Source organism: Chitinophaga sancti (assembly GCF_034087045.1).
Lineage (GTDB): Bacteria > Bacteroidota > Bacteroidia > Chitinophagales > Chitinophagaceae > Chitinophaga > Chitinophaga sancti_B.
This window is the reverse complement of sequence record NZ_CP139247.1, coordinates 1,227,766-1,244,486: the sequence shown is the minus strand read 5'-3', so window position 1 is coordinate 1,244,486 and position 16,721 is coordinate 1,227,766. Positions and strand designations below refer to the sequence as shown.

Annotated in this window: 9 protein-coding genes; 5 read left to right on the top strand and 4 right to left on the bottom strand. The window is 42.7% G+C overall.

The window, feature by feature from the left end; genetic code table 11:
• Positions 1 to 3: 3 nt before the first annotated feature.
• The 4 genes from SIO70_RS05115 (at position 4) to SIO70_RS05100 (ending at position 6,012) form a co-directional block, all read left to right on the top strand.
• Positions 4 to 1,479, top strand: a complete 1,476-nt coding sequence (locus SIO70_RS05115) for a DUF5691 domain-containing protein (protein ID WP_320579892.1) — start codon at positions 4 to 6, stop codon at positions 1,477 to 1,479.
• 23 nt (positions 1,480 to 1,502) lie between these two features.
• The gene (locus tag SIO70_RS05110; protein WP_320579891.1) at positions 1,503 to 2,579 is read left to right on the top strand and encodes an ATP-binding protein; all 1,077 of its coding nucleotides are present in this window, start codon (positions 1,503 to 1,505) and stop codon (positions 2,577 to 2,579) included.
• A 9-nt stretch (positions 2,580 to 2,588) separates the two neighbouring features.
• The gene (locus SIO70_RS05105; RefSeq protein ID WP_320579890.1) at positions 2,589 to 4,811 is read left to right on the top strand and encodes a DUF5682 family protein; all 2,223 of its coding nucleotides are present in this window, start codon (positions 2,589 to 2,591) and stop codon (positions 4,809 to 4,811) included.
• A gap of 70 nt (positions 4,812 to 4,881) precedes the next feature.
• On the top strand, positions 4,882 to 6,012 hold the full coding sequence (locus tag SIO70_RS05100; RefSeq protein WP_320579889.1) for a vWA domain-containing protein: 1,131 nt from the start codon (positions 4,882 to 4,884) through the stop codon (positions 6,010 to 6,012).
• Positions 6,013 to 6,124: 112 nt separating this feature from the next.
• Here SIO70_RS05100 and SIO70_RS05095 read toward each other — a convergent pair whose 3' ends face one another.
• The gene (locus SIO70_RS05095) at positions 6,125 to 10,894 is read right to left on the bottom strand and encodes a DUF3320 domain-containing protein (RefSeq protein ID WP_320579888.1); all 4,770 of its coding nucleotides are present in this window, start codon (positions 10,892 to 10,894) and stop codon (positions 6,125 to 6,127) included.
• A gap of 241 nt (positions 10,895 to 11,135) precedes the next feature.
• Here SIO70_RS05095 and cls point away from each other — a divergent pair, with 241 nt between their 5' ends.
• Positions 11,136 to 12,614, top strand: a complete 1,479-nt coding sequence (gene cls / locus SIO70_RS05090; RefSeq protein WP_320579887.1) for a cardiolipin synthase — start codon at positions 11,136 to 11,138, stop codon at positions 12,612 to 12,614.
• 4 nt (positions 12,615 to 12,618) lie between these two features.
• On the opposite strand, the gene SIO70_RS05085 is transcribed toward cls, so the two are convergent.
• From SIO70_RS05085 to mnmG, 3 genes are all read right to left on the bottom strand, one after another.
• On the bottom strand, positions 12,619 to 12,993 hold the full coding sequence (locus SIO70_RS05085) for a hypothetical protein (RefSeq protein WP_320579886.1): 375 nt from the start codon (positions 12,991 to 12,993) through the stop codon (positions 12,619 to 12,621).
• A 46-nt stretch (positions 12,994 to 13,039) separates the two neighbouring features.
• On the bottom strand, positions 13,040 to 14,182 hold the full coding sequence (locus tag SIO70_RS05080; protein ID WP_320579885.1) for a lactonase family protein: 1,143 nt from the start codon (positions 14,180 to 14,182) through the stop codon (positions 13,040 to 13,042).
• A gap of 658 nt (positions 14,183 to 14,840) precedes the next feature.
• Entirely contained in the window at positions 14,841 to 16,709 is a 1,869-nt protein-coding gene (gene mnmG, locus SIO70_RS05075) for a tRNA uridine-5-carboxymethylaminomethyl(34) synthesis enzyme MnmG (protein WP_320579884.1), read from the bottom strand.
• Positions 16,710 to 16,721 lie beyond the last annotated feature (12 nt).

Below are 16,721 nucleotides of genomic sequence, written 5' to 3'. Positions count from 1 at the left end.
CTTATGTGGAATAATATTGTTAACACCGTCCTGTTAGGTACAGGCAAAAAGCAACTGCGCAAAGACGATCTACCCCCTGCATTATCTGCCGTAGCTGATACCGTATTGGGAAATAAATCGCTGGATGTGGAAACACAGTTTCTGCACCTCGCCGCTATTGCGCTCAACTATCGCCAGAGTGGCGTCACTGCACTACAAGACAGCAGTGTCACCCTCGAACCTGCACCTGCCGAAGTACTGCCCTATTGTAGTCCTGCTGCATGGCAGGCATTACACACTGCGATCGACATGGGACTACAGGTACTCATCCTCTACTGGATGGAAGCCTGTGCTTCAGCACAACAACTGGCGCCTCCTGAATTCATTCCTACCCTGATGGATATGGCCATCAGGGAAAAACAATGGAGAAATATCGCTGTCACCGTTTGTGGCAAGAGAGGGGAATGGCTCGGCCAACTCAATCCTGCATGGGCTTTCAAAAAAGCAGAGACTAACGAAGAACGCTGGCAAACAGGATCACTGGAAGAACGCAAACAGGTACTGTCTTCAATCAGACAGGAAAACCCTGCACAAGCCAGAGAATGGCTGCAACAAACCTGGTCACAGGAAAACGCTGCTACCCGAGCCGAACTTCTGAAAGTATTGCAGATCAATGCTGGTGAAGAAGATGTGCCCTGGCTGGAAACACTGCTCACTGACAAAAGCTCTAAAGTAAAAGACGAAACATGGACATTACTCAAACAACTCCCCACGTCTGCTATCATTCAGGCTTACTGGCAGTTGTTGCAGCAAAGCATCACACCTTCCAAAAAAGGATTGATGAATAAGAAGTCGCTGGACATCGAATTGCAACTACCTTCTGATAAGCGGATTGCTGATTCAGGTATCCAGTTATTAAGCAGTTCTAAAAGCGTGAGCGATGATGCTTTCATTCTCTATCAGCTTACAACATATGTACCCCCTGTATGGTGGGAAAATTATCTGCAAACAGATAAGAAAGGTGTCATTACTTATTTTAACAATACTGAGCTTACACAGCAATTTAATCAGGCATTGGGTTTAGCCGCCATCCGCTTCAAAGACCTTGAATGGCTTCAGCTGATACTGAAAGAAAGCAAAGAGTTTTTCAAAGATGCACTGGAAGCATTACCCGTTCACGAACAGGAAGCCTATGCACTGAGATTCTTTGAAAAAGAACCACAGTTTCTGATCCGCTTCCTCAGCGAACGTGATTATGAATGGGGGCTTCCTCTGACCAGAGAACTATTCAAATGGATTGCTAAAAACCCTTACCAGTACAACCGCAATTTCTTTGACAAACAGGTACAGAATATACCCTTGTCAATCGCAGGCGAGCTGGAAAGTTTCGCACCTGACTTGCCTGCCTATCAGGCTACCTGGAACAATACGACTGAACACATCAAAAGATTATTGACCTGCAAGGCAGCCATCAATAAAGCTTTCATCAATAAAAAATGATCACCTTTTTAAGCAGATAAAAAATGTCCAACATTTTACGTCAACACGCGGAACAACTGTTCGCACAGGAACTGGAAGAACTGCAAAAACAGGATACTGAAAAGCGTCCTTATATGTGGAAATTATCTCCACAAGCCGTAGTTACTTACCTTATGGGAGGTACACTGAAAAATGGATTTGAAATACAGCCTAAATACATTGGTAACCGCCGTCTCATGGAGATCGCAGTAGCCACACTTACTACTGACAGGGCATTGCTGTTATACGGCCTGCCTGGTACCGCCAAGAGTTGGGTGAGTGAACATCTTGCAGCTGCTATCAGTGGTGACTCTACCCTGATCGTACAGGGTACCGCCGGCACTGGTGAAGAAGCCATTCGTTATGGCTGGAACTATGCCAGCCTGCTGGCAGAAGGCCCCACCATGGGCGCTATTGTTGAAACTCCGGTAATGCGTGCAATGAAAGATGGTAAGATCGCCCGTATCGAAGAGCTGACCCGTATCGGTGCAGATGTTCAGGATACCCTCATCACCATCCTCTCTGAAAAAACACTGCCTGTACCTGAGCTGAATACAGAAGTAATGGCCCAAAAAGGATTTAATATCATCGCTACAGCCAACAATAGGGATAAAGGTGTAAACGACCTTTCCAGTGCCTTAAAACGCCGTTTTAATACCGTTATTCTACCTGTTCCTGACAACATGGAAGAAGAGATCGACATCGTGAGGAGAAGAGTAGAAAGTTATGAGAAGGTAATGGACCTCCCAGCTGAGAAACCAGCCCTGACAGAGATCCGTCGTATCGTAACCATCTTCCGCGAACTGCGTAGCGGTATCACTGCCGATGGTAAGACCAAAATCAAAATACCAAGTGGTACCCTCAGCACTGCCGAAGCAATTTCTGTAGTAAACAATGGCCTGGCCATGGCTGCTTACTTTGGTGATGGTTCGCTCAAAGCAGCAGATATCGCAGCAGGTATCATTGGTGCTGTGGTCAAAGATCCCGTGCAGGATAAAATTGTATGGCAGGAATACCTTGAGACTGTCATCAAAACAAGAGAAGAGTGGAAGGATATTTACCGGGCATTCCGGGACATGTAAATATATACTATGCCAATTCATATACTGGGCATACGGCACCATGGCCCCGGTTCTGCCAGGAGAGTACGCGCTGCCCTGGAAAAGATCAAACCGGACATCGTGCTGGTAGAAGGCCCGCCAGATGCTGATGGTATACTGGAATGGGTGGGACATGATGAATTGAAACCACCGGTAGCAATTCTCGTATTCCAACCCGATGACCCAAAGAAAGCAGTGTTCTATCCGTTCTCGGAATTTTCTCCGGAGTGGCAGGCAATCCTGTATGCAAGACAAAATAAGATCCCTGTCAAATTCATGGATCTGCCAATGGCGAATCAGTTTGAACTGCGGCATCAACCCACAGCTGATTCTTCTCTGAATAATAATGTAGTTGTTCCTGATGCAGTAACACTCCGGCGTAATCCCATTGCATGGCTGGCCGCTGCTGCTGGTTTTGAAGAAGAAGAAACCTGGTGGGAACATGAATTCGAATACCGCCAGGACGAAGAACAGGTATTCGATGCCATCACCGAAGGCATGCATGCCCTGCGTACAGATCTTCCTCTCCCCTACGACAGGGAAGAACAATTGCGTGAAGCATGGATGCGTAAAACTATCCGCCAGGCAGAAAAAGAAATGTACACAGAGATTGCTGTGATATGTGGTGCATGGCACGCACCTGCACTTACACACATGCCTAAAGCAAAGGATGATAATGAACTGCTCAAGGGATTACCAAAAGTAAAAACAGCGGTATCATGGGTACCCTGGACATACAACCGTTTGAGTTACAAAAGTGGTTATGGTGCAGGCATCAATTCGCCCGGTTGGTATGAGCATATCTGGAATCACCCCGCTGACGATGGTATCCGCTGGATGGCTCGCGTAGCAAGACTGTTCAGGGAAGAACAAAAAGATATTTCCGTCGCACATGTAATGGAAGCAGTTCGCCTTGCCACAGCATTAGCATCACTTCGTGGTTTACCAAGACCAGGATTGGAAGAACTAAATGAAGCGACACTTAGTGTACTCTGTAATGGTGAAGACATCCTGATCAAACTGATCGAGAAATCTTTGATCGTCAGTGATAAGATTGGTGAGGTACCCATCGATGTACCTCGTCCGCCATTGCAGACTGATATCGAAAAACTGCAAAAGAAACTTCGCTTACCACAGATAGCCGATTTCAAAGATTACACTTTAGATCTTAGAAAAGAAAACGACCTGGAACGAAGTATCTTCCTGCATCGTCTTGAACTCTTAGGTATTAAATGGGGGGATCGTTATGATGTATCTGGTAAAGGTACATTCAAGGAACAATGGCGTTTGCAATGGGATCCCTCTTTATCTATCGATATCATTGAAAGAGGTAGCTGGGGCAACACAGTAGAAGAAGCCACCAATAGTTATGTAAAATATCGTACACAGGAAGCCACTACCCTGAAAGAAGTATGCGACTTACTGGAAAGTGCGATACCTGCAGAACTGGATGCTGCCGTCGATTTATTAATCCGGCAGATCAATAATCTCGCTGCTGCCACCGGCGATGTGATGCAGCTGATGACGGTATTGCCAAACCTGGTACAGATCAGCAGATATGGTAACGTACGGAAAACAGATGCTGCACTGGTAGAAGGTATCATCAATAGCATGATTACCCGTATCTGCATCAGTTTACCTGCAGCCTGTACAAGTCTTGCAGAAGATGCGGCAGCACAGCTGCTGGAATTATTCTACAATATGAACGATGCGATCCTCCTATTGCAACAGGATGATCTCACTACACAATGGCAACAGACATTATCTTATATCGCACATAATAATAACACTTCGCCGGTGATCGGTGGATATGCTACCCGCTTATTATCTGATCACAGGCAAATTACAGGTGCAGAACTGGTGAAAGCATTCAGCTTCGCGATGTCTACTGCCAATCCTCCTGCTGTAGCTGCTGCATGGCTGGAAGGTTTCTTAAAAGGAAGTGGTACATTATTGTTAGTAGATAATGATCTGTGGACAGTGGTGAATAACTGGATGAACCAATTGGAGCAGGATACATTTACACAACTGCTGCCTTTACTGAGAAGAACATTTTCAGGATTCAGTAAACCTGAAAGAAGAAAGCTCGGCGAGAAAGCAAAGAGTGGTGTCACTACAGGTAGTGCGGCTGCAGCTGTCGAATTGCATTTCGATGAAGCGCGTGCAGAAAAAGGTATTCCGATTGTGATGAAAATGCTGGGACTTAAATCATAAAAATAAGCCCAATTGAAATTTCTGGTGCTCCCGAATGGGAGCAGCAGAAATTTCAATAAAAAGAAACCTTATGGACAACTTACATAAATGGCGACTCGTACTCGGTGGTAAAGAATCAGACGGCACCGGCTTCAATCTCACTGGTGATGAATTGAAAATGGACCAAACCCTCGAAGCCCTCTACGACAGTGAAAAGAAAGGCGGGCTCGGTCCCTCCTCTCCTAACGTAAGCCGTTGGTTAGGAGACATACGCACCTTCTTCCCTGCTTCTGTTGTACAAGTTATGCAACGCGATGCATTGCAAAGGTTAAACATCACACAGATGCTCTTTGAAAAAGAGATGCTGGAAAATGTAGAACCTGATGTGCACCTGGTTGCAACTTTATTGACATTGCGTCATGCTATCCCTGATAAAACAAAAGATACTGCCAGACAAGTGGTACGCAGAGTGGTAGAAGAGTTATTGAAGAAACTCACACAACCTACACAACAAGCTATTACCGGTAGTTTACATCGCAGCATCCGCAATCGCCGTCCTAAACATAATGAAATCAACTGGCATGCGACCATCTTAAAAAATCTGCGTCACTATCAACCTGATTATAAAACGATTATACCTGAAACACGTATTGGTTACGGCCGTAAAACAACATCTTTAAAAGATGTGGTTCTTTGTCTGGATCAAAGTGGATCTATGGGTACATCAGTTGTATACTCCGGTATCTTTGGTTCTGTCATGGCATCTATTCCTGCCATCAAAACAAAGATGGTCGTATTCGATACATCAGTTGCAGATCTCACAGAAGAATTAAAAGATCCTGTTGATCTATTATTCGGTGTACAGTTAGGTGGCGGTACAGATATTCAGTTAGCACTGAATTATTGCCAGCAGATTATTACAAGACCAACAGATACTGTACTGGTATTAATCACTGACTTATTTGAAGGGGGTAGTAATGATCGTATGCGTAAGCGTGCTGCTGAATTAGTAGCAGCTGGTGTACAGGTAATAGTATTGCTTGCATTGAATGATGATGGTGCCCCTTATTATGATCATGACAATGCACAGTTTCTTTCTAATTTAGGTATCCCTGTATTTGCATGTACGCCAGATAAGTTTCCTGATATGATGGCGGCAGCGTTGAGTAAACAGGATATCAATAATTGGGCGGCCAGAGAAGATCTGGTACTAAAAAAATAACAGAAATTGGGTGTTACTTTCAGTAACACCCAATTTCTGTTACACAACCAAAAAGGTCCTGCCAGAGGCAGGACCTTTTTGGTTGTGTAACAGATGTTATTGACAGATATAATCAACATACTTTCAGCCATTCATCATCCTGAATAATCCCCCCTGCTTCAATAGCTTGTTTAACCGCATTAGAAAGCTCCTGCTTCAACTCCTCTGTTGCTCTCGTAAAACCTAACGCCTTCGCCACTAACGGTATCGCTGCCTCCTCTGTAATCGCCACCGCATCTCTCACCACCTTCTCTATCGCCACCGTCATTTCCTCCGGCGCTATATACATCACCTTCCTTGATGCCGCCGGCATATTCGCCCTATTCCTCAATACCGGTACTTCCATTTTCGCATCCCACAAGAACGGTTCTTTCACCACAATACTCCCACTCTCCTCCGCACTTGATATCGCCTGTTTCAACGTTTCACGTATACGGCTACCCACTCTTGCTACACCTGCTGCTTCAATCATTCTTCTCGCTACTTCCTCTGTATGTACCGGGCTCTCTACCTGCACAATTTTTTCTAACCAGCTCCTTAATTTATCCAACCCATGTGCATGCAATTCTTTACTGGAAATCTCAAACGGTAAGATAGCAGTTTCATACAATGGCTGCTCCGGCATCGTCATATCTTCTTCTTCTCTCACCATGGTAAAATCTTCTTCCATCTCAGGTTCTTCTTCAGGAATCACTTCATTACTTTTTGCAAGTTCAACCGAAGCTAACAATCGCTTGATCTCTCTGGCAGGATGTCTGAACCAATCTGTACTCCATACATGATATAAGTTCCATCCCATATCTTCCATCACCTGTTGTCTCAATCTATCTCTGTCTCTTGCAGAACGTGCAGAATTATATCCTTCACCATCACACACAATACCTATCATATACTTACCCGGATGTTCAGGATCAGAAATGGCCAGATCAATAAAGAATCCTTTACTACCCACTTGTTTATGTACAGCATATCCCGCTGCCTGTAAATGTTTCGCTACTTCTTCTTCAAAAGGTATTCTCGCCGGCATTCCATCAGCAGATGGTGTATACAATTGTCCATACTGTGCAAAGTAGAGGAAGTTCTTCAATGCCTTCACTCCTTCACTCTCCGTACGGTTCATATCTATATCATCCGAAGTCAGGTTCGTAAATACTTCACATCTTTGTTTTGCACGCGTGATCAATACGTTCAATCTCTTCTCACCTCCTTCATTATTCAACGGACCAAATGCCAAACTCACAGAACCATCGGCTGTACGACCATATCCTATGCTGATGTAAATAACATCACGTTCATCACCCTGTACATTCTCAAGGTTCTTTACAAAAAATGGTTCATGCGGATGTGCTTTAAAAAATGATTCTACTTCAGGCAGTTTCTTTCTCGCTGCTTCCAGTGATTCCTGTATCGCCTGCATTTGTGCAGTACTAAATGCCACCACACCTAAACTTAAATCAGGATGTTCTTTTGCATGTCTGATCACCGCTTCTGTAATTGCATTTGCTTCCTGTTGATTAGTACGCGTCTTACCACGATCGTAAACAGTATCTTTTAGATGATGATAAATCAACCCCATCTGATGCGTCGCACCAGGACTTGGGAAGATCACCAGTTTGTTCTCATAAAATTCCTGGTTAGACAAAGTGATCAATGATTCATGACGGCTTCGATAGTGCCAGCGCAACATACGTTGTGGAGCACCCTGTGCATCACACATTCCTAATATACTTGGCATATCCGCAGTCACATTTTCTTCATCATCAGTCTCCTTTAATAATGAATCGAAGAAACTACCCGGAGGCATCTGTTTGCTATCGCCCACTACCACTAATTGTTTTCCTCTCAGCAATGCCCCCAATGCATCGACCGGTCTTACCTGCGAAGCTTCATCGAATATGACCAGATCAAACTGCAATGATCCCGGTGGTAAAAAATTAGCAATAGACAATGGACTCATCATGAATACAGGTTTGATAGCCTGTACTGCCAATCCCGCTACCTGCATCAGTTTTCGGATGGGCATATGTCTTGCTTTCTTATTGAATTCAGTACGCAGTACATTCACTTGTCCTCCTGCATCCAGGGGTGGTATACCATCCCAATGTTTTAATGCAGCACGTGCACGATTATATTGCAGGTTGAGTGTATCCAGTTTTACAAACTGTTTCACTGATGATTCATGACTTGCTCTTTCAAATTTTCTCAATGCAGCATATTTCACCAATGCCTGTTCATACAAATATTCGTACCATGTTTTTTGCAAAGCAGGTTTCAAACCTTTCTGTGCTTCCGGCCAATAAACAACTGCATCGATCAAAGATTCCAATCCTTCATTGATAGCAGATGTGGCTAAATTATTCCACGAAATCATTAAATGTATTTCAGGTAATCCTGTACTCCATGATTCCATCAGCACGATCTGATCTTCGTAAGAACGTTGTAATAAAGGAGTAATTTCTTTGTATCGAATTTGTTCATTGAATGCAGTCGCTGTCACAATTTGTTCGATAGCAGTTCCATGTTGTTGTAAATATTTTAACAGCGTATCGAGATATTTTTTTGCTGCAGCAACAGGCTCATTTTTTTCAAGATAAGAGAGGATCACTTTATCACATGAACCGATACTCACCTGCCTGTGCACATCACTTAAATAATTAGTGATCGCTTCCAGTTCGTTCCAGTTACTCAATCCTTTTTGCCAGCGTTGACCAAACAGATCTTTAGCCAATGTTTCATCATCCTGCACTTGTTTGTCCAATCGCTTTGCTTCCATGATTGCATCTACACAAGCGAGTTTTGCGGCCGCATCAGCAGGTGCACCATTTCTACACAAAGCAGCTAACTGACGATTACTTCGATTGTAATCGCCAATGGCAAACTTGAACCACTTCTCTCCATATGCTAACAGATTTTGTCTGATCTCCAGCACATTTTGTTCCCATGCTTCAGGTATCAAAATTGCATCATACACCTGATGAATCTGTGCTAATCTTTTTCCTGTTTGCAACAGTTCTTTGATGTCTTCTTTTCTTTGCAGCCAGACTACATTCGAAATATTCACACCTGTTAATTCAGGACGTACAGAAGCCATTTGCACCACATAAGAAAGATCCATTGTATCCTTCTTATTCAATGGCATCGGTATACCCACCTGCGCAGCAATCATCGCACTTTCATGTTGCAGACTTTTTATTGTCTCAACAGTTTGTTGCATGAGTGGTATCAGTTTCTCTTGTTCCGATGGTGTTAAAATAGTTAACTGACTCCCCCAGAATAATAATGCAGATGGCATACCCGTTTCACCTAAGCGTGCAGTAATCCTGTTCGCCATATTTTCTGCACGTTGCATATTGCTGGCATCCCAGTTTGCAATATCATAAATAGGTATACGTGGTAAAATCAGATCCCCTGCTGCTTCTTTTAATTGCAACAGGTATCCCATCAGTTGTTGTGGCGTCAATCCGCTTTTACCAACAGGTGCATTTACTGATAAACAATAATCATTCAACTCACGTCTGTACTCATGAAGTAAAGCAACTTCCTGTTGCAATTGCATAATCGCTGGTTTACCTAATTCCAGTGTACGACGCAGTTCCTGATGTAATTCTTTTTTATTTGCTTTATGACTATGCAGTTCTAAACATGCGTCGCCCAGTTGAATACTATCCAGCCTTCTCTTCACCACTTCTAATGCTGCCATTTTTTCTGCAACGAAAAGTACTTTCTTTCCTTCACCAATTGCATTAGCAATCAGGTTAGTAATGGTCTGTGATTTACCAGTACCAGGAGGTCCCTGAATCACAAGATTTTTTCCTTCCTGCACAGCAAGCATGGCGAGTAGTTGTGAACCATCCGCATCTACTACCTGATGCATTTCATGTGCATTGGTTTCAGTGTCGATAAATGTTTCGTCACTTACACGAGGTTCACCTTCACTAAAACCTCCACCAAATAAACTTTGCAATACAGGATGCACAGCTGGTTGTTCATCCGCCGGCCAGTTTTCACTATCCAGATCATGGTACAACATCAGTTTTCCGAAAGAGAAAAATCCTAATTCAACGGTATCCATTTTCACTTCCCACTTCGGCATACCATATACCGCATCTGCAATTTCCTGCAGGTAGTCATTGATAGAAATTTCATCAGTTTCCGGCATGTCTGGCAATACAATTCCGAAGTCTGTTTTGATCTTGGTTTGTAAGCTTAAGTTCATTTCTACATCACTACCTGTATACCGCAAACGAAAACGCTCACGTGCACTACTTCTTTCCAGTGATACTGGTATGAGTATCAAAGGTGCTTGTCTTGCTTCTTTGGTATTGTCTTTCTCATACCACTGCAACATACCTAAAGTAAGGAAGAGAATATTTACACCTTGTTCTTCCAGACTGGTACGTGCTGCATAGTAAGTATTGAGTAATCTGTTTTGTAGTGCGGCGGCAGCTTCCGTAGTTTGCAAACGGGTATCGTACACAACTGCTTCAGGCAGTGCGGTAGATCCCTCTTTTTGCTCTTCTTTCGGAAGTTCTGCATCGTCAGTAGCAGATGGAGTTACCAATACTTCTTCTTTCAAAAATGCATTGGGGTCGTCCAGTATATTGGCTGCATTATCTTCCAGGGCAACAGCTTTCTCTTTGTTTTCTTTATTTCCTGGTTTGGGTAAAAACGTCATCGCCTTACCCTGTTTCACCAACACTTCATATACGTTGGCACTCTTTTCCTGATCGATATGGACTCCACGGCTAACCGGTAAGCGATAATTTAATAAAGGGTTACGCAGTCCGAGGTCGAGCAACTCCCTTCTCGAGGCTTCCAGTTTGGAGAGGATTGATTCCTGCATGTACAGTTTGTTATTACAACAAAAAAATTACTAATTATTTTTAGAACGAATGATATTAATAATTATTTGGTACAATAGCTGAGGAGTTAGAAAATTAACAGTTTATAAATGCGGGTGTCAGGTTTTGGCGAAAGCCTTCCCAAATGCCCTTCGAACGAATTGATGCTGTCTCTGGCAGCATCAATTCGTTCGATATAGAATTTCAGCACTATCTTTATCATACATAACCATATAGCAACACGTGTATCAGGTATTATATTTTCTTTGGGGCACGAACTGGCACATTGCCATCAAGATCATCGGCTATGTATTGATCAGCCTTTCTTTTATAGGGGTGGTCGGCACTATCCTGCTGGAAAACCGTAACCCTGTCAAAGCGTTGTCCTACATCATGTTACTGGTGTTCGTCCCCATTCTCGGATTGATTGTATATTACTACCTGGGCCGTGACCTCCGCAAGCGTCGCCGCTTTACCCTGAAAGGCAGTAAGGACGAGACTTTGATGCTAAGATATTGGGAATCACAGCGTAGAGAAATTGAACACATGCAGCTCGCCCTCCGCCATTCTGTATCCAGCAAACAGGAGATCTCTGCTATGCTGTTGAATACCAGAAACTCCGTCCTTTCTCAGAATAATAAAGTCCAGATCTTACTCAATGGTGAAGAGAAATTCCCCGCAGTGATGAAAGCTCTCAGGGAAGCCAAACATCATATACACATGGAGTACTACATCTTTGCCGCAGATGATGTAGGCAACGAAGTAGCAGACATACTCATAGAGAAATTAAAAGAAGGCATAGAAGTCAGGTTTGTATACGATGACCTGGGATGCAGTGACATTGGCGATATCCCGGACCTGTTGGAAGAACATGGTGCAGAAGTATTTAAGTTCTCTCCAGTACTCATCAATTTCTACCTGAATGCAAACTATCGTAATCACCGTAAGATTATCGTCATAGATGGCAATATCGGCTTCACTGGCGGCATCAATATGGATGACCGATATCTCAATAACGGCAAGCATCCTGTGTTCTGGAGAGACACGCATTTGCAGCTGGAAGGTGATGTAGTAAACCTGTTGCAGTTACAGTTCATGATGAGTTATCGTTATTGCAGTAAGAATACATTTCCATTCAGTGATCCTTACTTTCATCGCTCCCATATAAAAGAACATTGCTTTGCAGATATCGTAGCCAGCGGACCTGATTCAGATTTTCCAATGTCGATGCAGACCATACTTATGGCGATCAATGTAGCGAGAAGAAGTATCCGTATCAGCAATCCATATTTCATTCCTAATGATCAGATACTGAGTGCATTACAGATGGCCGCACTGGCAGGAAAAAATGTTGAACTAATAATACCTTCGCGTGGCGATTCATTTTTTGTACAACATGCTGCACAATCATATGTGAAACCTATGCTGGATGCAGGTGCAAAAGTTTATTTCTATCAGAAAGGATTTATTCACGCCAAGACAATCGTGATCGACGATAACCTGGCCATAGTAGGTACTGTGAACCTTGATAACAGAAGCTTTTATTTAAACAGTGAAATTGCAGTAGTCGTATATGACCGGCCGGTAGTACATAAATTAAACGCTGCCTTTGAACAGGATTTACAGGATGCCGTTCAGATCGAAAGGCGCACCTGGAAAAACCGCTCTATCTGGCAGCGTTTTATAGATGCAGTGTGCAGATTGTTCACACCATTATTGTAATTGATTAAATATCATCTTCATTCGTCTCGTCCAGATCTTCATGCCTGTCTCCACCTAAGCTGTAATAATTATTTTCTTCATCTTCCTCACCAATTTCTTCATCTGCATCATCCAGTTCACTGCCTGGTACATCCAGGTCGTCTTCATCATTGAATTCTCCCGGAACGGAACCTTCTTCTCTGGCTATTTCATTGTTGATCCTTCGAGACCCTGTTACGCCTTCCACATCCAGTTCCTCTCTCTCTTCATTGTTCATGATGTCTTCACTGGCAGGATAAGTAGGATATCCCGGAAATGTCTGATCTCTCTTTTCCGCTAATTCATCCTGGTTTGGAATGTGTTCATTCCCATCTTTATTTTTTAAGTCTTTATTTTTCATGGCTTGATCTTTTAAGTATTTATGGAAAAAGTTATGCCAATGCGATTTAATTACTGCCTATGAATTTCAAACATACGGGGCTGGGTGTCTTCAGCTCTTCCTTTTGTTTTTTGAGGAGCCCGGTTATTTTATCTCTTTTAAAGACAGTCACATTATTTGAATTCTGATGAGCCACCAGCAGGAAGTTGCCGCTCGGGTCGATCACAAAATTTCTTGGTGTTTTTCCACCTGTTGCGCTCTCTCCTTTTTTCACCAGATTACCTGTTTTGGCGTTGATAGAAAAAGTTAAAATATTATTGAGAGGATCACGATTTGTAGCGTATAAAAATTTTCCATCTGGTGAAATGTGGAGGTCAGCAGCCCAAGGTTTGCCTTTGAAATTGTCCGGCAAAATAGACACTGGCTGGAAAGGTGTCAGCTTTCCCTTATCATAATGGAAAGCTGTAATTTTTCCATCCAGTTCATGCAATACATATACCCATTTTCCATTGGGGTGGAATACAAGGTGGCGGGGACCTGATCCCGGAGGAAAAGGTGCAAATCCAGGATTAGCTGGTACTACTGGTTGTACATCGCCCTGACGGTAATTGTAAATAGCTATCTGATCGATACCCAGATCGGATACATATAATTGCTGGTGATCCGGGCTGAAATACACACAATGCACATGTGGTTTTTCCTGTCGCTCTTTGTTGGGGCCGGAGCCGGTATGTTCAATAGTTTGAACAGGTGCTTCGAGTCGGCCATCTGGTTTAACAGGGAGGATAGAAAAACTACCACCTGAGTAATTGGCGACTACCACATATTTTCCATCCTGGTCAGTGGTGATATAACAAGGGTCGTCACCACCTGAAGGTTGTTTATTTAGAAAAGTAAGTTGGCCGGAAATAGTATCCCATTCAAAGGCACTTACATTACCGGGATTATTTCCATTCGTTTCATCCACGGCATACACATATTTGTGATTCGGAGAGATAACGAGGTAAGAAGGGTTCTCTACATTTTTGGCAGTGCTTACAAACCGGAAGCTACCGGTTTGGGTATTGAAAGCATAGACGCTGATACCTTCATCTGGTGTTTTGGTATAGGCACCGATGAGTAAATATTTTTCAGCGGAAGATGTATCTGTTTGTGCAAGCAAAGTAGAGGCAAAAAGTAAAGCTGTGCTGGTGAGTAAGATTTTGATCATATTCGGGAATTGTTATGCCTAAACAAATTACTAAAAGTATCTAATAACAGGAAAACGCATTTTAAGGGGGTAATTTTAATTTGACCCTTATTTTGAAGTATTGGTATAGGCCATGCAGTGATCGTCGAAATTTAAGGAGATAATGAAGTCAGCTCATATTAACATAAAACATTGATTTTCAATAATTTATTAGAAATCAGGGATTTCCCTTCTGAAAAGTACTGATTTCCAATGGACGCTATGAATTTTGCCCAAGGGCAAAATTCATAGCGCTATTTTTATAGACTTATTTAAAACAAAGAACCCAGTCCGAAGAAAGGGACCGGGTGTTTATTATACTTCTAATTTAACCTTCACTTTAAGTAATATACAGGCAAGGGAATACCTTACCTTTCATGACAAATTTCTTAAGCTACGAATACAGGAATTTATAAAAACGTATGTTCAGTTTTATTTTCTAAAGGTGGATAATTTCATAAGGTCTAAAGTAGGAATCATACTACAGGGAAAATATGTTTTGGTCTAGTGCTCATAGTTGTGTTGTTTCATTGAGGGATATGATTCAGTACTTATAAAAACGAATATAGTCAAAAAAAAATACATGCTCTACAAAAGCATGTATTTTTTATTCTATAAATAAAAATTTAAAATACGAGTTTTATCGTCCCATATACACCATCAGAATTTGTACATCACTTGGATTTACCCCACTGATTCTGGATGCTTGTCCCAAAGTACGAGGTCTGATTTTATTAAATTTCTGCCTCGCCTCTGCACTCAATGATACCAATTTTGTATAATCAAAACTATCCGGGATCACCAGGTCCTCGAGTTGACTCATTCTTTTCACCAGTTCATTTTCTTTTTCAATGTATGTTTCATACTTAATCTGGATCTCTGCCTGTTCCAAAGTTTCATTGTCGAATGCAGCAAGTGCATTTTTCATCTTTGCCACATTATCCCTCATAGAGAAAATATCCATAGAGGGACGTAACAAAATCTGGTAAGCACGAATTCTCTGAGGCAGAGGAGAAGTATTTTTCTCTGCCAGGAAGTGGTTAATTTCTTCCGGATCGATAGGCAATTCTTTCAGAATCGATTTTATTTTTTCTACTCCTTCTGATTTCGTTCTTACTTTTTCCATCCTGTTCTCTCCGGCCAAACCAATTTTATGACTTCGTTCGGTCAGTCTCAGATCCGCATTATCCTGACGAAGCAATGTTCTGAATTCTGCACGGGAGGTAAACATACGGTAAGGTTCATCTGTACCCTTGTTGATCAGGTCATCGATGAGTACCCCGATATATGCTTCACTTCTTTTCAGTACAAAAGGTGCCTGACCGGTTGCCTTAAGGTGAGCATTAATACCTGCGATCAAACCCTGACATGCTGCTTCTTCATACCCGGTAGTACCATTTATCTGACCTGCAAAGAAGAGGTTTTGAATATGTTTGGTCTCCAGTGAGAACTGCAATTGGGTAGGTGGAAAGTAATCATACTCGATAGCATACCCCGGACGGAACATCTTTACATTTTCAAAACCCGGCACTAATTGCAGTGCTTTATATTGCACATCCTCAGGGAGGGAGGTAGAAAATCCGTTCACATAAATTTCTACAGTGTTCCATCCTTCTGGTTCTACGAACAACTGGTGTCTATCCCTTTCAGCGAACCTGTTTATTTTGTCTTCGATACTTGGACAGTATCTAGGTCCCCTACCCTGTATTCTACCCTGGAACATAGGTGACCGGTCGAAACCAGTCTTCAGCATTTCATGTACCTCATCACTGGTATAGGTAATGAAACAACTTCTTTGTTGCTCAGGTTTTATCTTCTCAATATCCAGGTAAGAGAAACCGGTGATGACATCATCACCTTTTTGTTCTTCCATTTTGGAATAGTCCAAACTTCTGGCATCGATACGCGGAGGTGTTCCTGTCTTGAGGCGATCACTTTCGAATCCAAGAGAAACCAATTGTTCGGTAATTCCGGTTGCAGCTTTCTCTGCTACCCTACCTCCACCGAATTGTTTATCGCCGATGTGCATTACCCCATTCAGGAAAGTTCCGTTGGTGAGAACTACACTTTTTGCTTTGATTTCATGTCCAAGACCTGTCACTACCCCATAACAAATGCCATCTTTTACAAGAAGGCCTTTCACCATATCCTGATAGAAATCTACATTTGGAGTTTGCTCCAATGCTTCCCTCCACTTGGCAGCGAAGAGCATTCTATCATTTTGGGTACGGGGACTCCACATAGCAGGCCCCTTAGATCTGTTCAACATACGGAACTGGATCATGGACTGGTCCGTCACAATACCAGAGTATCCACCCATGGCATCAATCTCTCTTACTATTTGTCCTTTTGCGATACCACCCATAGCTGGGTTGCAACTCATTTGGGCAATAGTCTGCATGTTCATGGTTACCAAAAGAACCTTTGAACCCATATTCGCGGCAGCCGCCGCTGCTTCGCAACCGGCATGTCCTGCGCCTACCACTATAACATCGTAAGATGGAAACATAATTATATTTAT

Excerpts from the sequence above, each read along its gene's own strand:
- SIO70_RS05085 (WP_320579886.1), bottom strand. The coding sequence starts at position 12,993 with ATGAAAAATAAAGACTTAAAAAATAAAGATGGGAATGAACACATTCCA.
- SIO70_RS05115 (WP_320579892.1), top strand. The coding sequence starts at position 4 with ATGTGGAATAATATTGTTAACACCGTCCTGTTAGGTACAGGCAAAAAG.
- SIO70_RS05110 (WP_320579891.1), top strand. The coding sequence starts at position 1,503 with ATGTCCAACATTTTACGTCAACACGCGGAACAACTGTTCGCACAGGAA.
- SIO70_RS05080 (WP_320579885.1), bottom strand. The coding sequence starts at position 14,182 with ATGATCAAAATCTTACTCACCAGCACAGCTTTACTTTTTGCCTCTACT.
- mnmG (WP_320579884.1), bottom strand. The coding sequence starts at position 16,709 with ATGTTTCCATCTTACGATGTTATAGTGGTAGGCGCAGGACATGCCGGT.
- SIO70_RS05095 (WP_320579888.1), bottom strand. The coding sequence starts at position 10,894 with ATGCAGGAATCAATCCTCTCCAAACTGGAAGCCTCGAGAAGGGAGTTG.
- SIO70_RS05100 (WP_320579889.1), top strand. The coding sequence starts at position 4,882 with ATGGACAACTTACATAAATGGCGACTCGTACTCGGTGGTAAAGAATCA.
- SIO70_RS05105 (WP_320579890.1), top strand. The coding sequence starts at position 2,589 with ATGCCAATTCATATACTGGGCATACGGCACCATGGCCCCGGTTCTGCC.